Here is a 25777-nt window from a genome sequence, read left to right on the forward strand (position 1 = left end):
ACCGGTACAGTGTAGAGCGCCGGTTCATCGCTTGAAAAGCTGGCTGCTGGGGGCAAACCTTGGGTGTGTCGCTTTAATGAAAGAAAAAGACAGAATTGCGGCGGGCTTATGCCAGAGTTTCGGGCAATCCTTGGCTTTCCTGACACTTTCGTTCGGTGCCTCATTTGCAACTGGGTTTTTCTGCCTGACGCCTGACGCTATGATTGCGCCGATTTTTTCTTCAGGTGAATTCCCATGACGCAAGAACCTAGCACCCTCTATGCCAAGCTGCTCGGTGAAACCGCCGAAATTTCCTGGAAGGAGCTTGAACCGTTCTTTGCCAAGGGTGCCCTATTGTGGGTCGACGCTGGCCTGGATTTGATCGAAGCGGCCGAAGGAATGGCCGAGGATAACCGCGACAAAGTCGCTGGTTGGCTGGCCGCAGGGAGCCTTGGCGAAGTGTCTGCGACGCGGGCGTTGGACTTGGTTGAGCGTGATCCGAGCCTGTGGGCGGTCGTGGTTTCGCCGTGGATTCTGATCCAGGAAAGGGCGGCGCAAGAAAGACTCGCACTATAAAGGTGCGCGTTTTCTTGCCGAGCAAGTGTGTAGCCGAGTAACCGCTGGCGCCGTGATGGCATCTTGCCGTAGAGAAAGGTCACAGGTGACGGTGACGTAAGCGTCACGGGAACAGTTTTAAAGTGGGCGGAACATCGGGGGAATTGTTTCCGGGTGTGGCAAAGCCAGATCGTTCCCACGCAGAGCGTGGGAACGATCAACCCTGACTTTTCAAGAGGAGTACCCGGCGTACTCCGATGATTCGGCCGCTCGTCGGCGTTCATCCAAGTAGATGATGGCTAAATCCCAAAGATACGACGTCATCGAATGGGCCTGACAATCGACGGCGGGCCGATGCGGCCTGCACCAGGGTCCTTCGGCGCGATGGCGTCCTTATTGCCCTCGATGCTGAACGGGTAGAGTGGGTTGCGCATCTGGATGCCCTGGATCACACCCACCACATCGCTCAAAGGCACCGCCGGGCTCAGCAGGTAACCCTGGATAAAGTCGCAGCCGTGCTTGAGCAGCAGTTCAAATTGCGCCTGGGTTTCCACGCCTTCGGTGACCACCTGCAAGTGCAGGGTATGGGCCATGCCGATGATCGCCTGGACGATCTCGACATCGGCGGTGGACTTGGGAATGTCCTGGATAAACGACCGGTCTATCTTCAGGGTATTGAGCGGCAGGCGCTTGAGGTAGGCCAGGGATGAATAACCGGTGCCGAAATCATCAATGGCCAGCGAAACGCCCAGGGCGCGGATCTGGCGCAACAGCGCCAGGGTGCTGCTGATATTGCCCATCAGCGCGTTTTCGGTGACTTCCAGTTCCAGGCGGCTGGCGGCGATCCCGGCAAAACGCAGGGCGGCTTCGATCTCATCTGCCAGCTCGTCACGGGCCAGGTTCAAGGCCGAGCAATTCACGGCCATGGTCAGCTCGGTGTAACCGCGGTCAGACAGCAGGCTCAAATCGTGACAGGCCTGACGCAATACCCAGTGGTCGAGTTCGGCAATCAACCCGTTGTTTTCGGCGATGCCGATAAACCGGTCCGGGGCCAGCAGCCCATGTTGCGGATGTTGCCAGCGCACCAGTGCTTCCAGGCGGGTGACCTTGCCCAGCTTCATGTCGAAGATCGGCTGGTAGAACAGCACCAATTCATTGCGGCCGCGCAACGCAGCGCGCAATTGCTCCTCCAGTTGCAGCTCGAGGAAGGCGCGGGTTTTAAGGTTGGAGCTGAAGAAGTTCAAGCTGTTGCGACCGGCATCCTTGGACTGGTACAGCGCCAGGTCAGCGGTTTTAAGCAACTCTTCGCAGGTCAGTCCGTCATCGGGGAACAGGCTGATGCCAATGCTGGTGGTCATCACCATGCGCCGGCCGGCCAGTTCGATTGGTTCTTTCATCTTATGCATGATGCGCTGGGCCAGGTGCCGCGCTTCGTCGCGATGGTGAATGTTGATCAGGATGCAGAACTCGTCGCCGCCAAACCGCGCGACCACATCGCTATGGCTGCGCACCGACCCCTTGATATGCCCGGCCAGTACGGTGAGCAGTTGGTCGCCGGCATCGTGGCCAAGGCTGTCATTGATGCGCTTGAAGTGGTCGATATCGAGGAAGATCACCGCCATCATGCCGTGGCCGGCGGTTTTTTCGGCGACCTTCTCGGCAAAGATCTGGTTGAAGCCGCGACGGTTGAGCAGGCTGGTCAGCGCATCGAAGTGCGCCACTTGTTGCAGCGAGGCACGGGCTTGGTCCAGCTCACTGAGCAGGGCGTTGACCCGGCGCAGGTCACGCTCCTTGTGCTGCAGTTTTTTGTCGGCGAGGGCGGCGCTGACGCTGCTGCCAATCACCAGCAGGGTGATCACGGCCACCGACAGGCCCAGTTGAATCGGGTTGTTATCCAGTGGCAACGACAGGTCAGCACCGGCCGGTACCAGCATCCGCATGGCCGCCATGCCGGTGAAGTGCATGCTGAGGATGCCCGCGCCCAGCACCAGGCTGGCGGCGTACTTGAGCAGTTGATGAAACACGCCGGCGCCGGTGCGCAGGTAGCTCGACAGCAACAGCGCGGCCAGGCTGGCGCCGATGGCAATCGCCACGGAGGCCATGAACAGGTCGGTCTCGAAGTACACATCGGCCTGGGAGCGCATGGCCGACATGCCCACGTAATGCATCAGCGCGATACCCAGGCCCATCCATACCGACGCCAGCAGGTATTGATGGAATCGCAGATGGGTATGACTCAGGGTTTGCATGGCGAACAGTGAAGCGATCAAGGCGATCACCAGCGAGGCGAACGTCATGATCAATTCATAATGAATGGCGATAGGTGCCTGGAAGGCCAGCATGCTGATGAAGTGCGTCGACCAGATGCCACCCGCCAGGCAACCCGCTCCCAGCCAACGCCAATGACGGCGGGCGGTAGGGTCTTCGACATGGCCGACGCGCTCAGCCATGTCCAGCGTGCCGAAGCCGGCCGCGCAAGCAACCAGATACGCCAGTAGCACCAGAAAAGGGTTATGACTGCAATTGAGTAATAAGTGCCCGTTCTCTGGCAGGTCGGTAAAAAAATGCAGACCCAGCCATTCCATAGCAAGCCCCGTCATAGCGTCACGTCACAGCCAACGGCGATGACCTATGAAGTCGATTATAGAAGCCGCGCGGGATTTGCCATGGATAATGGCACTTTGCTTTCAACCATTTTGGCATGCCCGCCATAGCGTTTGATGCTAAGCGCTGATCGGCAGGTCCAGTTCAAAAGGTGCTTCTAATGGCGGCAGGCCAAAGGCGGCGCGAGCGCTATCGCAGTCGACGTTCTGCTCGCCCTGGCTCCACGACGCATCGAACTCTCGGCAGGGGCTTGAGCGTTGTTCATAGATGGTGCAACGGGTGCCCTTGCCGACCTCACCCTCGAGGCTGCAACACCTGGCGGGTTTCTGGTCGGTACCAATCATCGCCACGCGTGTGGGGTTGATCTGCACCACCAGGTCATCGGGCACCGTGCCGCCCGATGAGGCGCACTCGCCCCAGAAGAAAGACACGCGAAAGTGTGAACAGCAGGCACCGCAACTCAGACACGGACTGGCTTCGGACATGGGCGTCATCGATAAGAAAAGTAGGATGTGGGTGTTACGGAAGGCTCGCCATTCTATCCGTGCCATGGCGGTTGGGAAGGGGGGCGCGAACTTATATTTTCGTAGGGAAAGTCCCGTCGCTGCGGGTGAAATCATGCCCTATCAGCTTTACGAATCATTACAGACAAGCGTGCCTGGCCTGATTATGTTGCAGGTACCGGGCAGGATGCATCGGGCATCGCAGCTCTCATAACAATAAAAGAGACGGACCCATGCAGAACTCGACCCAAGCGGCGAATGCCTGGCGCATTCTGTTCCTGCTGTTCCTCGCCAACCTGTTCAATTTCTTCGACCGCACCATCCCCGCCATCATCATCGAGCCAATCCGCATGGAATGGCACTTGAGCGACTTCCAGCTCGGTATCATCGGCACCGCCTTCACCATCGTCTACGCCATCGCCGGCCTGCCGCTCGGGCGCCTGGCCGATACCGGCTCACGCAGCAAACTGATGGGCTGGGGCCTGTTTGCCTGGAGCGGGCTGACGGCGGTCAACGGCATGGTCGGCAGCTTCTGGACCTTTTTGCTGGTGCGAATGGGCATCGGCATCGGTGAAGCCAGCTACGCGCCGGCGGCCAATTCGCTGATCGGCGACCTGTTTCCCGCCCACCGCCGCGCCCGGGCCATGGGCATTTTCATGTTGGGCCTGCCGTTGGGCCTGCTGCTGGCGTTCTTCACCATTGGCGCGATGGTCAAGGCGTTCGACAGCTGGCGCGCACCGTTCTTTATCGCCGCCGTGCCGGGGCTGATCCTCGCGATCTTTATGTTCTATATCAAGGAACCCAAGCGCGGCGCAGCGGAAACCGTGCAAGTCTCCCAGGAGCGCGTCGACCGCCCGATTCGTCGCGTTCTGGCGGTGCCGACCTTCCTGTGGCTGGTGCTGGCCGGGTTGTGCTTTAACTTCGCCACCTATGCGTGCAATTCATTTTTGGTGCCGATGTTGCAGCGTTACTTCCTGATGCCGTTGCAGGACGCCGCGGTGGCCACCGGCGTGATCGTCGGCATCACCGGGCTGGTGGGCCTGACCCTGGGCGGCTGGATTGCCGACAAGATCCATCAGCGCGTCGCCAACGGCCGGCTGCTGTTTGCCGCGTGCAGCTTGATTATCTCGACCATTACCACTGCCTGGGCCTTGCACGCGGGGCGCATTGAGATTGGCGTGTTTGTGGCGCTGTTCAGTGTGGGCTGGTTGTTCGCCTATAACTTCTACACCTGCGTGTACACGGCGATTCAGGACGTGGTTGAGCCACGCCTGCGCGCCACGGCGATGGCGCTGTTTTTTGCCGGGTTGTACTTGCTCGGCGGTGGCATGGGGCCGGTGGTGGTGGGCGGCCTGTCCGACCATTTTGCCCATTCGGCGATGTACGCCGATGGCGCCTCGCAGATGACCGAGGCGTATAAAGCGGTTGGGTTGCACGACGCCATGTACCTGATTCCGGTGGCGCTGTTCTTGACCATGCTGTTTCTGTTCCAGGCCTCGCGCAGTTTTGTGCGCGATGCCAAGAAGATGAAAGATGGGTTGGGGGCGGTTGAGGTGCCGGCTGCTGCCGCTGTAGCTTGATCGTTCCCACGCTCCGCGTGGGAATGCATCCTGTGACGCTCTGCGTCATGCTTCTAGGAGCGGACGCAGAGCGTCCAGGGCGGCGTTCCCACGCAGAGCGTGGGAACGATCAAAGGCCCGCATGTTGATCAACCCGCCACCAACACCCGAATCGCCTCCAACCGCAGCGCAGCCTTGTCGAGCATGGCCAGGCCTTGCTCGCGCTGGTTGCGCAGCGCCACCAGCTCGCTGTCGCGCACGGTCGGGTTGACCGCTTGCAACGCGGTCAGGCGCGCCAGTTCTTCGTCGGTGTCGGCTGCCAGACGGCGTTTCGCCTCGGCCACACGCTCGGCGTGACGCGGGGTGATCTTCTCTTCACCGGCATTGATGCGTGGCGTGAGCTGATCGCGCTGGGCCTGCACAAACTTGTTGGCGCTGGCGCGTGGCACGCTTTCCAACTGGTCGTTCAAGGTTTCAAACGACACACGACCGGACAGGTCATTACCGTTGGTATCCAGCAGGCAGCGCAAGGCGGCCGGTGGCAGGTAGCGGCCCAGTTGCAGCGAGCGCGGCGCAACCACTTCACTGACGTAGAGCAGTTCGAGCAACACGGTGCCTGGCTTGAGCGCCTTGTTCTTGATCAGCGCCACGGCGGTGTTGCCCATCGAGCCGGACAGCACCAGGTCCATGCCGCCTTGCACCATCGGGTGTTCCCAGGTGATGAACTGCATGTCTTCACGCGACAGCGCCTGGTTACGGTCGTAGGTGATGGTCACACCTTCGTCGTCGCCCAGGGGGAAGCTGGCGTCGAGCATTTTTTCGCTGGGCTTGAGGATCAGTGCGTTTTCCGAATGGTCCTCGCTGTCGATGCCGAAGGCGTCGAACAGGGTTTCCATGTAGATCGGCAGGGCGAACTGGTCGTCTTGCTCAAGAATGTCTTCCACCAGCGCATCGCCTTCACCCGCGCCGCCGGAGTTGAGCTCCAGCAAGCGGTCGCGACCGGTGTGCAGTTCCTGTTCCAGACGCTCGCGCTCGGCACGCGCTTCGTCGATCAGGGCTTGCCACTCGCCGTCGTCGGCGTTTTCCAGCAGCGGCAGCAGGCGTGGGCCGAACTGATGCTGCAAGGCGTTGCCGGTCGGGCAGGTGTTGAGGAACGCGTTCAACGCTTCGTGGTACCACTGGAACAGGCGCTCTTGCGGGCTGGTTTCCAGGTACGGCACGTGCAGTTCGATCACATGCTTCTGGCCGATCCGGTCCAAACGGCCGATCCGCTGTTCCAGCAGGTCGGGGTGGGACGGCAGGTCGAACAGCACCAAGTGGTGGGAGAACTGGAAGTTGCGGCCTTCACTGCCGATTTCCGAGCAGATCAGCACCTGGGCGCCGAACTCTTCGTCTGCGAAGTAGGCAGCAGCGCGGTCACGCTCGAGGATGTTCATGCCCTCGTGGAACACCGTGGCCGGGATGCCGGAGCGCACGCGCAGGGCGTCTTCCAGGTCCATGGCGGTTTCGGCGTGGGCGCAGATCACCAACACTTTGGTGCGCTTGAGCATTTTCAGCTGGTCGATCAGCCACTCGACGCGCGGGTCGAAGCGCCACCAGCGGTTTTCTTCTTCAACATCCGGTTGCGATTGGAAGCTGACTTCCGGGTACAGCTCGGCGTGTTCGCCCAGCGGCAGTTCGAGGTATTCGTCCGGGTTCGGCAGCGGGTAGGCATGCAGCTTGCGCTCCGGGAAACCCTGCACGGCGGCGCGGGTGTTACGGAACAGTACGCGGCCGGTGCCGTGGCGGTCGAGCAGCTCACGCACCAGGCGTGCGCTGGCTTCGGTGTCGCCATCGTTGACGGCGGTGAGCAGTGCTTCACCTTCGTCACCGAGGAAACCCTGGATGGTTTTGTGCGCTTTTGGCGACAGGCGGCCCTTGTCCAGCAGTTCCTGCACGGCTTCGGCTACCGGGCGATAGTTCTCGCTTTCGGCGCGGAAGGCGTGCAGGTCGTGGAAGCGGTTCGGGTCCAACAGGCGCAGGCGTGCGAAGTGGCTGTCCTGGCCCAGTTGTTCCGGGGTGGCGGTGAGCAGCAGCACGCCAGGGATCACTTCGGCCAGTTGCTCGACCAGCGCGTATTCCGGGCTGGCTTTTTCTTCATGCCACACCAAGTGGTGGGCTTCGTCGACCACCAGCAGGTCCCAGCCGGCAGCGAACAGCGCGTCCTGGGCCTTCTCGTCGTCCACCAGCCATTCGAGTGCAACCAGTGCAAGCTGGGTGTCTTCGAACGGGTTGGCGGCATCGCTTTCGATAAAACGCTCTTCGTCGAACAGCGCAACCTGCAGGTTAAAGCGGCGGCGCATTTCCACCAGCCACTGGTGTTGCAGGTTTTCCGGCACCAGGATCAGCACGCGGTTGGCGCGACCCGACAGCAACTGGCGATGAATCACCAGGCCGGCTTCGATGGTCTTGCCCAGGCCCACTTCGTCGGCCAGCAATACCCGTGGCGCGATACGGTCAGCGACTTCGCGAGCGATGTGCAGTTGGTGAGCAATAGGTTGCGCACGCACGCCGCCCAGGCCCCACAGCGAGGACTGCAACTGACGGCTGGTGTGTTCCAGCGTGTGGTAGCGCAGCGAGAACCAGGCCAGCGGGTCGATCTGCCCGGCGAACAGACGGTCGCTGGCCAGACGGAACTGGATGAAGTTCGACAGTTGGGTTTCCGGCAGGGTGACCTGCTCGTTCTGCCCATTGAGGCCGTGGTAGACCAGCAGGCCATCGACGTCGTCGACTTCCTGTACGGTCATTTTCCAGCCTTCGAAATGGGTGATGCTGTCACCCGGCGAAAACCTCACACGAGTGAGGGGCGCATTCCGTAGCGCATACTGACGAGTGTCGCCAGTGGCCGGATAGAGCACGGTCAACAAGCGCCCGTCCTGTGCCAGAACGGTGCCTAACCCCAGCTCTGCTTCGCTGTCACTAATCCAGCGTTGCCCCGGTTGATACTGCTGCGCCATGCTGCCTGACTCCCGCCGTGAAAAAGCCGACTATTCTAACGGAACACGGCTTCCAGACCAAAAGGAATAGCTGCAGCTTCAAGCTTTAAGCTCCAAGCGGCAAGAAAAAGGGCGATATGTTCGTCGGATAGATGACGATTGGTTCACAAGTTGGGGGCTTGATGCTCAAGTCGCCCCTCCCGCAGCCGACAGTCTGCGCAATAGGAGACTAAAAACCATGCTGCCACCCATACTGCCCTTGAGCGTTGTACCGGTCACGTCGCAACTTGATCCGGTGCGCCAGAAGCCGGATATCCCGCCCGTGGTGCCCGTGCAGGCCGGCTCCAACGAAAGCACCATCGACCTGAAAAAGGGCGATGCCGAGCAGTCGACTTTGTTACTGCGCGAAGAACAACGCCGCCAGCAAGAACAGCAGAAACGCCGGCGCGAAGCGGATGAAGACCCTGACGCGCACTTGGCGATCCCCGGCGATGAGCTCAACGCCGACAACACCGTGCCGGTAGCGCCGCTGATCGAGGACGCGCCGCGCCAGGGTTTGTGGGTGGACGTCGAGGTTTAATCGCGCAATTCGCGCAGCGCGGCGATCAGCAACTCGATGTCGTGTTCGGTGTTGAGTGGGCTGACAGAAACCCGCGCGATGCTTGTAAGACCCCGCGCCTGCATATCCAGAGGCGTGTAGGCCACACCATTGGCGCCGATGTTGATGCGCTTTAATCCCAGCCGACGTTTGAGTTCAAACGCCTCCCAGCCGGCGAGGTTAAAGGCGATCAGTCCTGAGTGAAGCGTGCCCAGATCGTGCAGGGAAACGCCCGGAATCTGACGCAGCGCGTCGCGGATTCGTCCGCTAAGCTGCAAGACCCTTTCCCATGTCCGCTCCACGCCCAGTCGGTTAACTTCCTGCAACGCATTGCCCAACCCCGCCAATAAGGCGTAGGACACTTCGCTGGTTTCAAAGCGGCGGGCATCGTTACGCAGGTCGAACCCTTCAACGGTCCAGGGCGCCGAGAACACGTCGCGCTGGGCGGGGTTCAGGCGTTGCAGAAAGTCTGGTCGCACATACAGCAGCGCCGTACCCCGCGGCCCGCGCAGGTGTTTACGCCCGGCGGACTTGAGCACATCGCAGTGCAGCGCCTGCACATCCACCGGCAACTGGCCGACCGCTTGGCCGGCGTCGATGAAGTAGGGGATTGCGTGGCGCCTGGCCACTTCGCCGATGGCTGGGGCAGGGTTGATCAGGCCGCCGTTGGCCGGCAGCCAGGTCAGGTCGATCAGCTTGACGTTGGCATCAATCATTGCTTCCAGCGCCAATGGGCAGACTGCGCCGGTTGCATCGCAGGGAATCACCTCCACTCGGGCACCCGCTTGCACGGCCAACTGCATACTCGCCAGGTTGCCGCCCCATTCATGGCGCCCAACCAGGATGCGATCGCCCGGCTGCCACGGCCCCAAGGCCTGGAAAGCCAGGCTCCAGGCGGTTGAGCCGCTGCTGGCGAAGGCAATCGAGGAGACGGGCGCATTGAGTAATTGCCCAGCTGCGCGCCGGGCTTTTTCTACCAGGATCGCGCCATGCTCGCCGGCCTCCATCGGGCCATCGCGGGCTTCGCGTTGCAACTGGTCGATGATCGCGTCGAGGGTGGCTTGGCTCGGCAGCGAGGCACCGGCATGGTTGAAGTGCACGATGCCTGATTGGCAGCCAGGTGTGTCGTCACGCAGATGCTGGACCTGCAGCGGGCTCACGACAGCAGCTCGAAAATTGCGTCCACCTCCACGGCGACGCCGGCGGGCAGGCTCGAGACGCCGACGGCGGTGCGCACGTGCCGGCCTTTGTCGCCCAGGGCATTGACCACCAGATTGGATGCGCCATTGGCAACGACGCTTTGGCGCGTGAAATCGCCGCTGCTGGCGATGAACACGCCCAAGCGGAGAATGCGCACTACACGCGACAGGTCATCACCGATGGCAGCACTTAACTGGCCGAGCAAGCCCAACGCCGCCAGCTCTGCTGCCTGGGCACCTTCTTCATCGCTGAGGGATTGCCCCAGCCGGCCGATGTAGGTGGGTTTGCCGTCGAGCATAGGAATTTGCCCGGAGATAAACAGCTGGTTCTGGCTGACCACATGATTGATGTAATTGGCCGCCGGCTGGCTAGGGGTTGGCAGCGTCAGGCCAAGGGCTTGTACGCGTTGGCGGATGGAGTCGCTCATGTTGGATCCTCTTGGGTTAAGAGGTTTGAGCATGTTTGTTGTATCAATGGGCGACAAACGGATAGATCTCACTCGACGTATCGAAATAGCTCATGCATCGGCGCAGGTGTCTTTCAACCATTGACTGAAGCATTCGACCGCTTGGCTCGCAGGGCCTTGAGGCACGATCAGCCAGTAACCGATTTCACTGTGGTAGGGCGGCCAGTCAAAGGCTTCCACCAGGCTGCCGTCCTTGAGCCTGCGCTCTATCAGGCGGTGACGGCCCATGGCGATGCCTTGGCCAGCCACGGCGGCTTCGACCACGATGTTGTAGTCGTGCAGCAGCACGCGGGAATGGTGGTCGAGGTTGACCTGGTAGTGCGCCGACCAATCCGTCCACTCGAAAGGGCGGTGCGAGGTGGCCATCAACAAGGGCGCATTGTGCAGTTGGCTGGCCTTGAAGGCCGGGCTGCACACCGGTGAAATGACTTCCGCCATCAAACGCGTGGCCTGTACATCGGGCCAGTCGCCCTTGCCATAGCGGATGGCCAGGTCGACCTCCGCGGTGGCGACGTTGGCTAATTGAATCGCCGGCAGCAGTTCCACCTGGATATGCGGGTAGCGGTTGAGAAACCCGGCCAGACGCGGGGCCAGCCACAGGGTGGCAAACGAGGCCAGCAGGCCCACGCGCAAAATTGTGGTCGTGGGGGCGACTTTCTGCGCGCGGGTGGCGGCGGCGATCATATCGAGGGCCGGGCGGATTTCGTCGTAGTAACGTTGGCCGTCGGCGGTCAGATCAATCGCGCGGGTGCGTCGGATAAACAGTGGTTTGCCCAGATACTGTTCGAGCTTTTGCACTTGGTGGCTGAGTGCGCTCTGGGTAACCGACAACTCATTGGCGGCCTTGATAAAACTCAAGTGCCGCGCCACCGCCTCAAAAGCGCGCAGGGCCAGCAGCGGCGGAAGGTCATTGTGCAGTGCCAACTGAGTGCGCCTACAGGGTAAGTTGGGAAGTGTCGATTTTGGGCGATGTGCTTCCTTTTGTCGCCCGCAGATTCTCCTGTCGTAGTTTGGGGATATGCCCTACATCTCCCCGGGCAGCCGTGCGCAAAGCTCTGTGTCTTTTTTGAGACGGTAGAGCGATGAAACTCCCTATAAAGGCAAATGTGATCGGGTTGGCTGTTTCAATGGGCCTTTGCGCGGGCGCAGCAGCGAATGAGTCACCGCTGGTCGGGGCCTGGAAGCTGGTCGGCTATCAGGTCGAGTCCCAGGATACCCGTGAGAAAATTCCGGCAATGGGCAGCCGTCCTTCCGGGCGCGTTATTTTTACCGCGGATCATCGAGTGGCTTTCGTGTTGACCGGTGAGGGAAGAAAAGCCGGCGCTTCCGACGCTGAAAAATCAGCGCTGTTGAATACGCTGGTGGCTTATACCGGTATTGAGCGGGTCGAGGGCAATCAATGGTGCACAGAGGTTGATTCTGCCTGGAATCCGGCGTGGGTGGGGACGGTGCAATGCCGCGATTTTCAGGTCAGGGGCGATACGCTGGAAGTGCTGACGCCCTGGCGCCAAATGCCGAATTGGCCGGGGACTACACGTTCCATCATTACGTTTGAGCGGGATAAATAAGCGCCAGGAAAGAGAAGTACGAGGATTTTCACCCAGGCATTTGCCGTCGAGCGGGAGAGGCCGCATTATTGAGCCATTCCCGCCACGACGTAAGCCCAGCCATGAGTGAAGACGACAAACTGATCGACCTGAATGCCGAACGTGCCAAACGTGTGCATGACTTGAATGACAAGCGCCTGAATGAAGTTCGCCAGGCATTTGAGCAGGCGATGCCGCTTGGCAAAGTTAAGAAAAAACCCAAGAACAAGCCGAAAAAGCGTTGAAACAGCCTGCATTTGTTGATGCAGGTCAGTTATTACCCTTCTTTAAGCCCCGTTGCGGGCGACATTGATCCCGGTCAATTTTCCACTCCGCCTTCTCCATTAACTTAGCCCTATCGCAACAGGGCATGAGCAGGAGGCCGGTCATGTTTTTCGATAATGTGGTGTTTGCCGGGGTGCTGACTGTCAGCCTCATGGTGCTGTTTTTTGTAGGGTTTGGGATTTTTATCTGGAAGGACGCTAATAAGCGTAAAGAACCGTAAGTTCTTCTGGGTTACATGAGCACGCAAGGCATTTTGGGCGACTTCGGTCGCCCTTTTTTTTGCCTGCTATTTAATGTGATCGTTCCCACGCTCCGCGTGGGAATGCCGCCGAGGACGCTCTGCGTCCCGCACCTGTAGTTGTGAGATAAAAAAAAGCGCGATCCCCATCAGGATCGCGCCTTCTTTTTCAGCCGCAGCCTATCAACTACCCAATGCCTTGGACGCCAGCCAGAACAACCCGGCTGACAGGCCCACGGTTGCCGGCAAGGTCAACACCCAAGCCATCAGGATGGTCTTCACCGTGCCGCCTTGCAGGCCGCTCTTATTGGCAACCATGGTCCCGGCCACGCCTGAAGACAGTACGTGAGTGGTGGAAACCGGCAGGCTGAAAATGTTGGCCAGGCCAATCATGCTCGCCGTGGTGATCTGTGCCGACATGCCTTGGGCATAGGTCATGCCCTGCTTGCCGATCTTCTCACCGATGGTCAGTACCACACGCTTCCAGCCCACCATGGTACCCAGGCCCAGGGCCAGTGCGACGGCGAGGATCACCCAGAACGGGGCGTACTCGGTGGTGGCGGTCAAGTCTTTGCGCAGCTTGTCCAGGTCGGACTTCTCACGCGCATCCAGGCCCGGCAGCTTGCCGACTTTCTTCGCGGTGTCGTCCAGGCACAGCAAGTAGCGGCGCACTTCAATGCGGTGCTCGGCAGTCAGCGAGTGGTAGTCGGAAACGCCTTTCAGGGTTTCCATCAATGCATTGATAGTCGGCTCGGTCTGCTGCGGGTTGCACCGAAACTTGCCCGGCAGGTCGTCCTTCACGCTTTTGCCCAGTGCCAGGAACTCGCCGAGCGTGGCGTTATTGCGCTCGTAAAACTGGCTCAAATGCACGGTGGCATCGCGAGTACGTTCAATCTGGTAAGTGGTGCTGCCCAGGTCGAGTACGAACTGCGCCGGTACGATACCGATGAGCACCAGCATGATCAGGCCGATGCCTTTCTGGCCATCATTGGAGCCGTGTACGAAGCTCACGGCCATGGCCGAGATCACCAGTACCAGACGGTTCCAGAACGGTGGGTGCTTCTTGTCGTCAAGTTTGCGGCGCTGGTCCGGGGTCTTGTGCATTTTCGACAGTGGGCGCCACCATTTCAGGCCGATCAGCACCAGAGCTGCGACCATGAAGCCGGCCATCGGCGAGAACACCAGGGAAGCACCGATATCGATGGCTTTCTGCCAGTTCACACCGTCAGCCAATGGGATGTCGTTGATCAGGGCATTGGCCAGGCCGACACCAAGGATCGAGCCGATCAAGGTATGGGAGCTGGAGGCCGGGATACCGAAGTACCAGGTGCCCAGGTTCCAGGTGATCGCCGCTGCCAATAAAGAGAAGACCATTGCCAGGCCATGGCCGGTGTTCACATTGATCAGCAACTCCACCGGCAGCAAGTGCACGATGGCGTAGGCGACGCCGACACCACCGAGCAACACGCCGAGGAAGTTGAACACCCCGGAGAAGAACACGGCCAGGTGCGGCGGCATGGCTTTGGTGTAGATGACTGTGGCCACCGCGTTAGCGGTGTCATGAAAGCCATTGATGAACTCGAAGGCGAGGACAAAGGCCAGGGCGAGCAACAGGCTCACTAGAACCCAAGCATCCAGTCCGCTGAATAAATCGATCATGAAGGTTTTCTGACCCGGTCGTAAGGGGGCGCGATTATGCCAGAAAACCTCAGTAATCGATGCATTAGCTGCTCATCGGTAACAATCTTCACTGAAAAAACACCGGGCAAAGCGGCGCATCCCAGGGTTTTCGGGGCTTTGGCAAGTCTTTGATTTATAAAGTGCGGGGCCGAAAAGACACGGATTTGTCATGCAAACGTCATGTCTGAAACATTTGTATGAAATTTCGTTGGCGGCAGCAGGACGCTGACCAATGGTGAGCCAATGCACGGTGCCTTCCGCCGGCGCTGGGCCGGCAGAGACAGCAAGACCCTGGAAACTCTGAGCGAAGGGCTTATGGCTCTTCGGTCTTGAGTTCCTGTTCAATCTTTTGAATTTCCTGGGCAAATGCCTGATCCAGCAAACTGGCCCGTTTGCGCCAGGGTTTGCGCTCGGGTTCAGGTTGCGCGGCGTAGGTGGTGACTTCCCCGCCGTAAACGTCCTTGTAACGTTGTTCCTGGCGCTCAAGTTCCGCGCGCAGTTCGTCTTTCGTCACAGTGTTACCTAATTAAGTTGAGTGTATTGACGGTGCAGCGTCATGCCTGAAAGTCGTCCTCGGGTTGTTCAAGATTGAACAGTAGAACCATTCAAGTTTGAAAAAGGGCCAAAGGGCAAATCTTATAAACAGGTATGTGTGACCGATGATGCCTGTAACGCGCATCGCCTCGTGAGCTCCACTCCCGATGATAATGAAATCGGGCTGACCTCTGCACAAGCTGCATTATAGCGGCGCATTTGGATAAAACTATCAGCATTAAGTTAAAAAGCGTCAACTTCGTGTGAGACTTTTGTTACATGACGGTGTGAGTCATTTGCGCGTTTTGCGCATGACTGTAGTGGTCTACCCGGCTGTCGGGTTCCATCGGCAAAATTGCGATAATCGCATGGCTGTCCGATAATCGCCCGATGTTGCGGGCGCAACCTTGTGCATCCCGGCCGGCACGGCTTGTAATGGCGGCCAACCCTCCCTGCGGTTGAAAACAAGAGAAAGGACCCTGGAAATGAACGATCAATTGCGCAACTCCTTCGCATCAGTGGCGCCGCCGATCGTGGCTTCACCGGCCAAGCGTATCCAGGCGTTTACCGGTGATCCGGACTTCATGACCTCCCTGGCGCGCGGCCTGGCAGTGGTGCAAGCGTTTCAGGAGCGCAAACGCCACCTGACCATCGCCCAGATCAGTCATCGCACCGAAATCCCGCGTGCCGCCGTGCGCCGTTGCCTGCACACCTTGATCAAGCTCGGTTATGCCACCACCGATGGGCGCACCTATTCGCTGCTGCCCAAAGTCTTGACCCTGGGGCATGCGTATTTGTCCTCCACGCCATTGGCCGTATCGGCCCAGCCTTACCTGGACCGTATGAGCGAGCAATTGCACGAGGCTTGCAACATGGCGACCCTGGAAGGCGACGACATCCTTTATATCGCCCGCTCGGCCACCACCCAGCGCCTGATCTCGGTGGACCTGTCGGTGGGCGGGCGTTTGCCGGCGTATTGCACATCGATGGGGCGCATCCTCCTGGCGGCGCTGGACGATGCCTCGCTCAAGGACTATCTCGACCACGCCGACCTGCAAACCAAGACCAGCCGCACCCTGACCACGCCCGAAGCCTTGTTCGAATGCCTGCAACAAGTGCGTCAACAAGGCTGGTGCATCGTCGATCAGGAGCTGGAGCAGGGTTTGCGCTCCATCGCCGTGCCGGTGTACGACGCTTCCGGCCAGGTGTTGGCCGCGCTCAATGTCAGCACCCACGCCGGGCGTGTCAGCCGCAGCGAGCTGGAGCAGCGGTTTTTGCCAAGCATGCTCAGCGCCAGCCGCGAGTTGAGTGCGCAACTGTTTGCCTAAGTGTTCGGTGACCGCACAGATCCCGGCTTGATCAATTGACGCTGTTTCCCCCGACTTATTACTGTGCGGCAGCGCTCTGAAGAGCCGCCCAATAATAATGACGACCCCAGGTCGTTGGCCCGCCATCGGTGTGGAATAAAAATAATGAATCAGCCTTCTGTCGGTACCACCCTGGACGTGCAGTCCTTTATCAACGCCCAGCCACTCTCGCGTTACCAGTGGCGTGTGGTAATCCTGTGTTTCCTGATTGTCTTCCTCGATGGCCTCGACACCGCTGCCATGGGCTTTATTGCGCCTGCGCTGTCCCAGGACTGGGGCATCGACCGCGCCAGCCTTGGCCCGGTAATGAGTGCCGCGTTGATCGGCATGGTGTTTGGTGCGCTCGGTTCCGGCCCGCTGGCGGACCGTTTCGGGCGCAAAGTGGTGCTGGTGAGTGCGGTGTTGGTGTTTGGCGCATTCAGCCTGGCCTCGGCCTACAGCAGCAACGTCGACCAACTGCTGGTGTTGCGCTTCCTGACCGGGCTGGGCCTGGGCGCAGGGATGCCGAACGCCACGACGCTGCTGTCCGAATACACCCCCGAGCGCCACAAATCGTTGCTGGTGACCAGCATGTTCTGCGGTTTCAACCTGGGCATGGCCGGCGGCGGGTTTATCTCGGCCAAGCTGATCCCGGCGTTTGGCTGGCATAGCCTGCTGCTGATCGGCGGCATTCTGCCGTTGATTTTGGCGGTGGTGCTATTGGTATGGCTGCCGGAATCGGCGCGTTACCTGGTGGTGCGCAACCGCGGCACCGACAAGGTGCGTAAAACCTTGTCTCCCATCGAACCTACGATCGTTGCCCAGGCGAGCAGCTTCAGCGTGCCCGAGCAAAAAACCGTCAAGGCGCGCAACGTGTTCGCGGTGATCTTCTCCGGCACCTACAGCGCCGGCACCCTGCTGCTGTGGCTCACCTACTTTATGGGCCTGGTGATTGTTTACCTGCTGACCAGTTGGCTGCCGACCCTGATGCGCGACAGCGGCGCCAGTATGGAACAGGCAGCCTTTATCGGCGCGTTGTTCCAGTTCGGCGGCGTGCTGAGTGCGGTCGGCGTGGGCTGGGCAATGGACCGCTTCAATCCCCACAAGGTCATCGGCACTTTCTACCTGTTGGCCGGGGTGTTTGCCTACGCCGTGGGGCAGAGCCTGGGCAATATCACCGTACTGGCGACCTTGGTGTTGATCGCCGGAATGTGCGTCAACGGCGCGCAATCGGCCATGCCATCCCTGGCCGCGCGCTTCTACCCGACACAGGGCCGCGCGACCGGTGTGTCGTGGATGCTCGGCATCGGTCGCTTCGGCGCGATCCTCGGCGCGTGGATGGGCGCCACCTTGCTGGGCCTGGGCTGGAACTTCGAACAAGTGCTGACGGCGCTGGTGATTCCGGCGGCGTTGGCCACGGCTGCCGTGGTGATCAAGGGTATGGTCAGCCATGCGGATGCTACCTGATCCCCGCGCGATTCAAGTGGGCGCTAAATTGTGTGGGAGCTGGCTTGGGTGGGAGCTGGCTCCCACATAAGCCAGGCCCTCAGACTGAGCGAGTTTTCGTAAACGATTAGCTAGACAACAATCCGTTCGATAATCGAACGCTGAGTCGATTATCGGATTGTTTGGCCCATTTGCCCGGCTTAATCTTCAAGCACTTCGGCGCCACCTCAGCGCCTTTTTCGATCAACACCGGGAGCCCAACCCATGGCTGAAATTCTCACCCTGCGTGATGCGGTCAAGCGCTTCGTGAACGACGGCGATACCGTCGCCCTCGAAGGCTTCACCCATCTGATCCCTACGGCAGCGGGTCATGAAATCATTCGTCAGGGCAAGAAAGACCTGACGCTGGTGCGCATGACGCCTGACCTGATCTACGACCAGTTGATCGGTGCCGGCTGCGCGCGCAAGTTGATTTTCTCCTGGGGCGGCAACCCGGGCGTGGGTTCCCTGCATCGCCTGCGCGACGCCGTTGAAAAGCAATGGCCGCAGCCGCTGGAGATCGAAGAACACAGCCACGCCGACCTGGCCAATGCCTACGTTGCCGGAGCCTCGGGCCTGCCGTTTGCGGTGCTGCGCGCCTATGCCGGCTCCGACCTGCCCAAGGTCAACCCGCTGATCAAAACCGTGACCTGCCCATTCACTGGCGAAGTGCTGGCGGCCGTGCCGTCGGTGCGTCCGGACATCACCGTGATCCACGCACAAAAGGCCGACCGCAAGGGCAATGTGCTGCTCTGGGGCATTCTCGGTGTGCAGAAGGAAGCGGCCCTGGCGGCCAAGCGTTGCATCGTCACCGTCGAAGAAATCGTCGATGACCTGAATGCACCGATGAACAGCTGCGTGCTGCCGACCTGGGCCTTGACTGCGGTGTGCCATGTACCCGGTGGTGCGCACCCGTCCTACGCCCATGGCTACAACGAGCGCGACAACCGCTTCTATCAGGCGTGGGACCCCATCGCCCGCGACCGTGGGACCTTTACCGCGTGGATCGACGAATATATCCACGGCACCGCTGACTTCAGTGAATTCCAGGCCAAGCTGGCCCACGCGCAGGAGGCCAAGTAATGGCTTACTCGACCAATGAAATGATGACCGTCGCCGCCGCGCGCCGCCTCAAGAACGGCTCGGTGTGCTTTGTCGGTATCGGCTTGCCTTCCAAGGCCGCCAACCTGGCACGCCTGACCTCGTCGCCGGACGTGGTGCTGATCTACGAATCCGGCCCGATTGGCGCCAAGCCAAGCGTATTGCCGCTGTCGATCGGTGACGGCGAACTGGCAGAAACCGCCGACACGGTAGTACCGACCGGTGAGATTTTTCGCTACTGGCTGCAAGGCGGGCGCATCGACGTCGGCTTTCTCGGCGCCGCCCAGGTCGACCGCTTCGGCAACATCAACACCACCGTGGTGGGCGATTATCACCAACCCAAAGTGCGCCTGCCGGGTGCCGGTGGCGCGCCGGAGATTGCCGGTTCCGCCAAGAGCGTGTTGATCATCCTCAAGCAGTCGGCGCGCTCGTTTGTCGACAAACTGGACTTCATTACCTCGGTCGGCCACGGCGAAGGCGGTGACTCACGCAAGCGCCTGGGCCTGCCTGGCGCCGGCCCTGTAGGGATTATTACCGACCTGTGCATCATGGAACCGGAGGAGGGCAGCCATGAGTTTGTGGTCACCGCGCTGCACCCTGGCGTCACCCGTGAACAAGTGGTGGCAGCCACCGGTTGGGCAATTCGTTTTGCCGACCACGTAAGCACCACCGCCGAGCCGACCGAGGTGGAGCTGACCGCGCTGCGTGATCTCGAAGCGCGCACTGCCGCCGCCCACGGCCAAGCACCGGGAGAAGCCTGATGCGTGACGTCTTTATCTGTGATGCCATCCGCACGCCCATCGGCCGTTTCGGCGGTGGCTTGTCCACGGTGCGCGCCGATGACTTGGCAGCCTTGCCAATCAAGGCACTGATCGAGCGCAACCCGTCGGTGGACTGGAGCGCGGTCGACGAAGTATTCCTCGGCTGCGCCAACCAGGCCGGTGAAGACAACCGCAACGTCGCGCGTATGGCGTTGCTGTTGGCGGGCTTGCCGCAAAGCATTCCGGGCGTGACCCTCAACCGCCTGTGCGCCTCGGGCATGGACGCGATCGGCACGGCCTTCCGCGCCATCGCCAGCGGCGAAATGGAGCTGGCGATTGCCGGTGGCGTCGAGTCGATGTCCCGTGCGCCGTTCGTGATGGGCAAGGCTGACGCGGCGTTTTCGCGCAACATGAAACTGGAAGACACCACCATCGGCTGGCGTTTTATCAACCCGTTGATGAAGGCCCAATACGGCGTGGATGCGATGCCGCAAACGGCCGATAACGTCGCCGACGACTACAACGTGTCCCGCGCCGATCAGGACGCCTTCGCCCTGCGCAGCCAGCAACGCACCGCCGCCGCGCAAGCCGCCGGGTTCTTTGCTGAAGAAATCGTGCCGGTGCGCGTCGCCCATAAAAAAGGCGAAACCGTGGTGGAGCACGACGAGCATCCACGCGACACCACCCTGGAGGCCCTGGCCAAACTCAAGCCGGTCAATGGCCCGGATAAAACCGTCACCGCCGGCAATGCGTCGGGCGTGAATGACGGTGCGGCGGCGCTGATTCTGGCGTCTGCCGAAGCGGTCAAAAAGCACGGCCTCACCGCCCGCGCTCGCGTATTGGGCATGGCCAGCGCCGGCGTTGCGCCGCGTGTAATGGGCATCGGCCCGGTGCCGGCGGTGCGCAAACTGGTGGAGCGCCTTGGTTTGGCGGTCACCGACTTTGACGTGATCGAACTCAACGAAGCCTTCGCCAGCCAAGGCCTGGCGGTGCTGCGTGAACTGGGGATCGCCGACGATGCCGCGCAGGTCAACCCGAACGGCGGCGCCATCGCCCTTGGCCACCCGTTGGGCATGAGCGGCGCGCGGTTGGTGCTGACGGCACTGCATCAGTTGGAGAAAACCGGCGGCCGCAAAGGCCTGGCGACCATGTGTGTGGGCGTCGGCCAAGGCCTGGCCCTGGCGATTGAACGCATCTGATAAGAGAGGATTGCTCCATGAGTGACAAGCCCGGTTACCGGCGCCCGCAAGCGGGCACCCAACCTGATTACCTGCACCCGGCCTACCAGTCGACGAACCTGCGTTCGCCGTCTCAGCCATTGGTGTTTCTGCCGCACTCCTTGTCGGAAATCACCGGCCCGACCATCGGCGCCGAGCGGATCAACGAGAAGGACAACGACCTCACCGCCCAGCACGAAGGCGAGCCCCAGGGCGAACGCATCATCATCCACGGCCGTGTGCTGGATGAAAACGGCCTGCCGGTACCGGGCATTCTGGTGGAGATCTGGCAGGCCAACGCCGCCGGTCGCTACAACCACAAGCGCGACCTGCACGACGCGCCGCTGGACCCGAACTTTACCGGCACCGGCCGCACCGTCACCGACGCCGACGGCTGGTATCAGTTCCAGACCATCAAGCCCGGCGCCTACCCGTGGGGCAACCACCACAACGCGTGGCGCCCGGCGCATATCCACTTCTCGCTGTTTGGTCCCAGCGTACTGACGCGACTGGTCACGCAGATGTATTTCCCCGGTGACCCGCTGCTGGAATACGACCCGATCTACAACTGTGTGCCGGACACCAGCGCCAAGCAGCGTCTGATCGCGCGTTTTGATCTGGAAAAAACCATTCCGTCCTATGCCCTCGGCTATCGCTGGGACATCGTTTTGCGCGGCCGCGACGCCACGCCGATGGAGAAATGAGATGACCCTCAATGCGACCACGTCCCACACCGTCGGGCCGTATTACCACATCGGCCTGACCTGGCTGAACCGCGAAGACCTGACCGTGCCGGCCACCTTGGGCGAGCGCGTGGCAATCAGCGGGCAGGTGGTGGACGGCAACGGTGATGTCGTCAACGACGCCATGCTGGAAGTCTGGCAAGCCAATGCCGCCGGCAAGTACGACCACCCCGAAGACGAGCAGGCCAAGGCCGTCGATCCCACCTTTGAAGGGTTTGGCCGGGTGCCGGTGGATGCCGAAGGCCGCTTTCGGTTTACCACCATCAAGCCGGGCAGTGTGCCGGGCCTGCAAGGCACGACTCAGGCGCCGCATCTGGTGGTGCTGGTGTTTGCCCGTGGTTTGGTCAAGCACCTGCTGACGCGGATCTATTTCGATGGCGAAGCGTTGAATGGCGATGACCCGTTGCTGGCGTGTGTGCCTGCGGAGCGTCGCGCTACGTTGATTGCCAAGCCGGATGCGCAGGGTGTGCATCAGTGGAATGTGATTTTGCAGGGCACAGACAAGGAGACGGTGTTCTTCGATTATTGAGTTGAGCTGGCGGGCGCCATCGCGGGCAAGCCCGGCTCCCACATTTTGAACGGTGAACAGGTTCAAAGGTGGGAGCTGGCTTGCCTGCGATGGCGCCCTCAAGGCCGCACCTATGCAAAAGTCTGCTTGCGGAACATGGTTGTTGCAAAGTATGTCTAGGCTATAACCGTTCCCACTGAGTAAAAAAACATGACAACAAAAACGAGTCACTACACCGGAGAAGAACGCAGCAAACGGATTTTTGCGATTGTCGGGGCCTCCTCCGGCAACCTGGTCGAATGGTTCGACTTCTACGTCTATGCCTTCTGCGCGATTTATTTTGCCCCGGCGTTTTTCCCCTCGGACGATCCCACGGTCCAGTTGCTCAACACCGCCGGGGTGTTTGCTGCCGGATTCCTGATGCGACCCATCGGTGGCTGGCTGTTTGGCCGAGTGGCCGACAAGCACGGGCGCAAAAACTCGATGATGATCTCGGTGCTGATGATGTGCGCCGGTTCGCTGGTCATCGCCTTTTTGCCCACCTACAAAGATATCGGCGCCTGGGCGCCGGCCTTGCTGCTGGTGGCGCGCCTGTTCCAGGGCCTGTCGGTGGGTGGCGAATACGGCACCACGGCGACCTACATGAGTGAAGTGGCACTCAAGGGCCAGCGCGGCTTTTTTGCGTCATTCCAATACGTGACCCTGATCGGCGGCCAATTGCTGGCGGTGCTGGTGGTGGTGATCCTGCAACAGATCCTGAGTGAAGAAGAACTGCGCGCCTGGGGCTGGCGGATTCCGTTCGTGATCGGTGCCATTGCTGCGGTGATCTCCCTGCTGCTGCGTCGCACCTTGAAAGAAACCACCAGCAAGGAAATGCGTGAAGACAAAGACGCCGGCAGCATCGTCGCGCTGTTCCGCGACCACGGCAAAGCCTTCATTACCGTGCTGGGCTACACCGCCGGTGGCTCGTTGATTTTCTACACCTTTACCACGTACATGCAGAAATACCTGGTGAACACCGTGGGCATGCACGCCAAGACGTCGAGCTACATCATGACCGGCGCGCTGTTCCTGTACATGTGCATGCAGCCGCTGTTCGGCATGTTGGCGGACAAGATCGGTCGACGTAATTCGATGCTCTGGTTCGCAGGCCTGGGCACGCTGTTCACCGTGCCGATCCTGCTGACCCTGAAAACCGTCACCAGTCCGTTCCTGGCCTTTGTGTTGATCACCCTGGCTTTGGCGATCGTCAGCTTCTACACCTCGATCAGCGGCCTGGTCAAAGCGGAGATGTTCCCGCCGCAGGTGCGCGCACTGGGTGTGGGCCTGGCGTATGCGGTGGCGAATGCGATTTTTGGTGGTTCGGCCGAAGTCGTTGCGTTGAGCCTGAAATCCATTGGCATGGAAAATACCTTTTACTGGTACGTCACCGCGATGATGGCGGTCGCTTTCCTGTTCAGCCTGCGTCTGCCCAAACAGGCGGCTTATCTACATCACGACCTCTAGGGATGAGTTATGACACTGCGCACGAGCAATCAACTGTTCGACGCTTACTTCACCGCTGACAGCATGGCCGAGGTGTTCTGCGACCAGGGACGTTTGCAGGGCATGCTGGATTTCGAAGCGGCGCTGGCCCGGGCCGAGGCCCGGGTCGGGCTGATTCCGCAAGCCGCCGTCGCACCGATTGCCCAGGCGTGCCTGGCTTCGCTTTACGATGTGGACGCCCTCGGTGAGGCGATTGCCTCGGCGGGGAATTCGGCAATTCCGCTGGTGAAGGCCTTGGGCAAGTTGATTGCCGCTGAAGATGCCGGTGCCGAGCGTTACGTGCACCTGGGCGCGACCAGCCAGGATGTGATGGACACCGGGCTGGTGCTGCAACTGCGCCAGGCGTTCGCGCTGATTGAAGCGGACCTGGCGCAATTGGGCGAGGTGCTTGCTGCCCAGGCCCAGCGTTATGCCGACGTACCTTTGGCTGGGCGGACCTGGCTGCAGCATGCGACGCCGGTCACGCTGGGGATGAAAATTGCCGGGTGGCTGGGCGCGGTGACGCGCAGTCGCCAGCGCCTGGCCGAGCTGAAGCCGCGCTTGTTGGTGCTGCAGTTCGGTGGCGCGTCCGGCACCCTGGCGGCACTTGGTGAGCACGCCATGCCGGTGGCGCACGCCTTGGCGGCTGAGTTGCAACTGGGCTTGCCCGAGCAACCCTGGCACACCCAACGTGATCGGCTGGTGGAGTTTGCCAGTGTGCTCGGCCTGATCGCCGGCAGCCTTGGCAAACTGGGGCGCGACCTCAGCCTGCTGATGCAGACCGAAGCGGCGGAGGTGTTCGAGCCGTCGGCGCCGGGCAAGGGCGGCTCATCGACCATGCCGCATAAGCGCAACCCGGTGGGCGCCGCCGTGTTGATCAGCGCTGCCACCCGCGTGCCGGGGCTGGTGGCGACGATGTTCAGCGCCATGCCCCAGGAGCACGAGCGCAGCCTGGGCCTGTGGCACGCCGAGTGGGAAACCCTGCCAGAGATTTGTCGGCTGGTGTCCGGTGCCTTGAAACAGGCGCTGTTGGTGAGCCAAGGCTTGGAGGTCGACCCCGAGCGCATGGCGCACAACCTCGACCTGACCCAAGGGCTGGTGCTGGCCGAAGCCGTGAGTATCGTGCTTGCCCAACGCCTGGGCCGCGAGACCGCTCACCATCTATTGGAGCAATGTTGTAAACGCGCCGTCGCCGAACGGCGACATCTGCGCGCGGTTCTGGCGGACGAAGCACAGGTCACCGCCGAGTTGTCGGCGGTGGAACTGGACCGCCTGCTCGATCCGGCCCACTACTTGGGCCAGGCTCAAACCTGGGTTACCCGTGCGGTGACCGACCATTTTGCTTTGACTGCGTAAGGAGACCGCCGTGGCATTTGTACAACTGGCCGAAGGCCCATTGCATTACCAACTGGACGGGCCTGAGGGCGCGCCGGTGCTGGTGTTGTCCAACTCGTTGGGCACCGACCTGCATATGTGGGACATCCAGATCCCGGCCTTCACCCAGCACTTTCGCGTACTGCGTTTCGATACCCGTGGCCATGGCAAATCCCTGGTCACCGAAGGGCCGTACAGCATCGAGCAGCTGGGTCGCGATGTGATTGCGTTGCTCGATGCGCTGGATATTCAGCGTGCGCATTTTTGCGGGCTGTCCATGGGCGGCCTGATCGGCCAATGGCTGGGCATCCACGCAGGTGATCGCCTGCTGCGCCTGGTGGTGTGCAACACCGCCGCCAGGATCGGCACGCCGGAGATCTGGAACCCGCGAATCGAGATGGTTTTGCGTGACGGTGCGGCGGCCATGGTAGCGCTGCGCGATGCGTCGATTGCACGCTGGTTTACCGCCGATTTCGCCGCCGCCAACCCGCACCAGGCCCAGCAGATTACCGACATGCTTGCCGCCACGTCGCCCCAAGGTTACGCCGCCAACTGCGCAGCCGTACGCGATGCGGATTTGCGCGAGCAACTGTCCACGATCCAAGTGCCGACCCTGGCGATTGCCGGCACCGAAGATGCCGTTACGCCGCCGGCCGGCAGCCGCTTTATCCAGAATCAGATCAAGGGCGCCGAGTACGCCGAGTTCTACGCGGCGCACCTGTCCAACGTACAGGCCGGCGCCGCGTTCAGCGACCGTGTGCTGGCGTTCCTGTTGGCTGATTAAACCTGTGGCAGCGAGCTTGTTCTGGAGAGCTGACGTGTTCTGTATAGCAGGCTTGTTGTGACAGACAGGCTTGTTGTGGCGAGCAGGCTTGCCCTGCGTTGGGCGGCGAAGCGGCCCTGATACAGACACCGCGTTCTTCCCGATGAACCGCATCGCCAGGTTTTGGGGCCGC

General features: G+C 60.8%; 26 protein-coding genes. 17 read left to right on the top strand and 9 right to left on the bottom strand.

Features of this window, described 5'->3' with window-relative positions; translation table 11 throughout:
• Window positions 1-31: 31 nt before the first annotated feature.
• Both HU759_RS07735 and HU759_RS07740 read left to right on the top strand, forming a co-directional pair.
• Entirely contained in the window at window positions 32-238 is a 207-nt protein-coding gene (locus tag HU759_RS07735; RefSeq protein WP_138453093.1) for a hypothetical protein, read from the top strand.
• Window positions 235-555, top strand: a complete 321-nt coding sequence (locus HU759_RS07740; protein ID WP_017137214.1) for a DUF2288 domain-containing protein — start codon at window positions 235-237, stop codon at window positions 553-555. The genes HU759_RS07735 and HU759_RS07740 overlap by 4 nt, the downstream gene beginning before the upstream one ends.
• Before the next feature lie 299 nt (window positions 556-854).
• On the opposite strand, the gene HU759_RS07745 is transcribed toward HU759_RS07740, so the two are convergent.
• Together HU759_RS07745 and HU759_RS07750 are read right to left on the bottom strand one after the other, a co-directional pair.
• Entirely contained in the window at window positions 855-3119 is a 2265-nt protein-coding gene (locus HU759_RS07745; protein WP_099548586.1) for a bifunctional diguanylate cyclase/phosphodiesterase, read from the bottom strand.
• Window positions 3120-3257: 138 nt separating this feature from the next.
• Window positions 3258-3623, bottom strand: a complete 366-nt coding sequence (locus tag HU759_RS07750; RefSeq protein WP_170036500.1) for a YkgJ family cysteine cluster protein — start codon at window positions 3621-3623, stop codon at window positions 3258-3260.
• Between the two features lie 251 nt (window positions 3624-3874).
• Here HU759_RS07750 and HU759_RS07755 point away from each other — a divergent pair, with 251 nt between their 5' ends.
• Complete coding sequence (locus HU759_RS07755; RefSeq protein ID WP_017137218.1) at window positions 3875-5221, top strand: MFS transporter; 1347 nt, start codon at window positions 3875-3877, stop codon at window positions 5219-5221.
• Between the two features lie 128 nt (window positions 5222-5349).
• On the opposite strand, the gene rapA is transcribed toward HU759_RS07755, so the two are convergent.
• Complete coding sequence (gene rapA / locus HU759_RS07760; RefSeq protein ID WP_186616816.1) at window positions 5350-8196, bottom strand: RNA polymerase-associated protein RapA; 2847 nt, start codon at window positions 8194-8196, stop codon at window positions 5350-5352.
• Window positions 8197-8413: 217 nt separating this feature from the next.
• Between rapA and HU759_RS07765 the strand changes: the two genes are divergently transcribed.
• Window positions 8414-8755 (top strand): hypothetical protein, encoded by a 342-nt coding sequence (locus tag HU759_RS07765; protein WP_017137220.1) that lies wholly within the window; start codon window positions 8414-8416, stop codon window positions 8753-8755.
• Here HU759_RS07765 and HU759_RS07770 read toward each other — a convergent pair.
• The 3 genes from HU759_RS07770 to HU759_RS07780 form a co-directional block, all read right to left on the bottom strand.
• Window positions 8752-9933, bottom strand: a complete 1182-nt coding sequence (locus HU759_RS07770) for an aminotransferase class V-fold PLP-dependent enzyme (RefSeq protein ID WP_017137221.1) — start codon at window positions 9931-9933, stop codon at window positions 8752-8754. The genes HU759_RS07765 and HU759_RS07770 overlap by 4 nt on opposite strands.
• A complete protein-coding gene (locus HU759_RS07775; protein ID WP_186616817.1) occupies window positions 9930-10400 on the bottom strand; it encodes a RidA family protein in 471 nt (156 codons plus the stop codon). Before HU759_RS07775 ends, HU759_RS07770 begins: the two co-directional genes overlap by 4 nt.
• A gap of 90 nt (window positions 10401-10490) precedes the next feature.
• Window positions 10491-11363 (bottom strand): LysR substrate-binding domain-containing protein, encoded by an 873-nt coding sequence (locus HU759_RS07780; protein WP_186616818.1) that lies wholly within the window; start codon window positions 11361-11363, stop codon window positions 10491-10493.
• Window positions 11364-11521: 158 nt separating this feature from the next.
• Here HU759_RS07780 and HU759_RS07785 point away from each other — a divergent pair, with 158 nt between their 5' ends.
• From HU759_RS07785 to ccoM, 3 genes are all read left to right on the top strand, one after another.
• The gene (locus tag HU759_RS07785; RefSeq protein WP_099548593.1) at window positions 11522-12007 is read left to right on the top strand and encodes a lipocalin-like domain-containing protein; all 486 of its coding nucleotides are present in this window, start codon (window positions 11522-11524) and stop codon (window positions 12005-12007) included.
• A gap of 101 nt (window positions 12008-12108) precedes the next feature.
• Window positions 12109-12270, top strand: coding sequence for a hypothetical protein (locus tag HU759_RS07790; protein WP_017137225.1), 162 nt, complete (start codon window positions 12109-12111; stop codon window positions 12268-12270).
• Window positions 12271-12413: 143 nt separating this feature from the next.
• Window positions 12414-12530: a cytochrome c oxidase subunit CcoM gene (gene ccoM, locus HU759_RS30000; protein WP_017137226.1), complete on the top strand. Its 117-nt coding sequence runs from the start codon at window positions 12414-12416 to the stop codon at window positions 12528-12530.
• Window positions 12531-12731: 201 nt separating this feature from the next.
• Here the strand turns inward: ccoM and HU759_RS07795 are convergent, their stop codons facing one another.
• The 3 genes from HU759_RS07795 to HU759_RS07805 form a co-directional block, all read right to left on the bottom strand.
• Window positions 12732-14207, bottom strand: a complete 1476-nt coding sequence (locus HU759_RS07795; RefSeq protein ID WP_186616819.1) for an inorganic phosphate transporter — start codon at window positions 14205-14207, stop codon at window positions 12732-12734.
• 334 nt (window positions 14208-14541) lie between these two features.
• Window positions 14542-14742, bottom strand: a complete 201-nt coding sequence (locus HU759_RS07800; protein ID WP_003189295.1) for a hypothetical protein — start codon at window positions 14740-14742, stop codon at window positions 14542-14544.
• Between the two features lie 295 nt (window positions 14743-15037).
• Window positions 15038-15259 (bottom strand): hypothetical protein, encoded by a 222-nt coding sequence (locus HU759_RS07805; protein ID WP_138452464.1) that lies wholly within the window; start codon window positions 15257-15259, stop codon window positions 15038-15040.
• Here HU759_RS07805 and pcaR point away from each other — a divergent pair.
• The 10 genes from pcaR (at window position 15248) to pcaD (ending at window position 25605) form a co-directional block, all read left to right on the top strand.
• On the top strand, window positions 15248-16090 hold the full coding sequence (gene pcaR, locus HU759_RS07810) for a pca regulon transcriptional regulator PcaR (protein WP_017137228.1): 843 nt from the start codon (window positions 15248-15250) through the stop codon (window positions 16088-16090). The two genes, HU759_RS07805 and pcaR, sit on opposite strands and share 12 nt — an antisense overlap.
• 144 nt (window positions 16091-16234) lie before the next feature.
• Window positions 16235-17575, top strand: coding sequence for an MFS transporter (locus tag HU759_RS07815; protein ID WP_017137229.1), 1341 nt, complete (start codon window positions 16235-16237; stop codon window positions 17573-17575).
• A 243-nt stretch (window positions 17576-17818) separates the two neighbouring features.
• A complete protein-coding gene (locus HU759_RS07820) occupies window positions 17819-18676 on the top strand; it encodes a CoA transferase subunit A (RefSeq protein ID WP_017137230.1) in 858 nt (285 codons plus the stop codon).
• Window positions 18676-19455: a CoA-transferase subunit beta gene (locus HU759_RS07825; RefSeq protein WP_017137231.1), complete on the top strand. Its 780-nt coding sequence runs from the start codon at window positions 18676-18678 to the stop codon at window positions 19453-19455. Before HU759_RS07820 ends, HU759_RS07825 begins: the two co-directional genes overlap by 1 nt.
• A complete protein-coding gene (gene pcaF / locus HU759_RS07830; protein WP_169985849.1) occupies window positions 19452-20654 on the top strand; it encodes a 3-oxoadipyl-CoA thiolase in 1203 nt (400 codons plus the stop codon). The genes HU759_RS07825 and pcaF overlap by 4 nt, the downstream gene beginning before the upstream one ends.
• Before the next feature lie 17 nt (window positions 20655-20671).
• A complete protein-coding gene (gene pcaH, locus HU759_RS07835; RefSeq protein WP_017137233.1) occupies window positions 20672-21376 on the top strand; it encodes a protocatechuate 3,4-dioxygenase subunit beta in 705 nt (234 codons plus the stop codon).
• 1 nt (window position 21377) lies between these two features.
• Window positions 21378-21944: a protocatechuate 3,4-dioxygenase subunit alpha gene (gene pcaG / locus HU759_RS07840; protein ID WP_186616820.1), complete on the top strand. Its 567-nt coding sequence runs from the start codon at window positions 21378-21380 to the stop codon at window positions 21942-21944.
• Window positions 21945-22133: 189 nt separating this feature from the next.
• On the top strand, window positions 22134-23429 hold the full coding sequence (locus HU759_RS07845) for an MFS family transporter (RefSeq protein ID WP_017137235.1): 1296 nt from the start codon (window positions 22134-22136) through the stop codon (window positions 23427-23429).
• A gap of 9 nt (window positions 23430-23438) precedes the next feature.
• Window positions 23439-24803 carry a 3-carboxy-cis,cis-muconate cycloisomerase gene (locus HU759_RS07850; protein WP_186616821.1) on the top strand — a complete coding sequence of 455 codons (1365 nt, stop codon included), beginning with the start codon at window positions 23439-23441 and terminating at the stop codon, window positions 24801-24803.
• A gap of 10 nt (window positions 24804-24813) precedes the next feature.
• Window positions 24814-25605: a 3-oxoadipate enol-lactonase gene (gene pcaD / locus HU759_RS07855; protein ID WP_017137237.1), complete on the top strand. Its 792-nt coding sequence runs from the start codon at window positions 24814-24816 to the stop codon at window positions 25603-25605.
• Window positions 25606-25777: the final 172 nt, after the last annotated feature.

This window comes from Pseudomonas sp. OE 28.3 (genome assembly GCF_014268205.2).
In the GTDB taxonomy this organism is placed as follows: domain Bacteria; phylum Pseudomonadota; class Gammaproteobacteria; order Pseudomonadales; family Pseudomonadaceae; genus Aquipseudomonas; species Aquipseudomonas edaphica.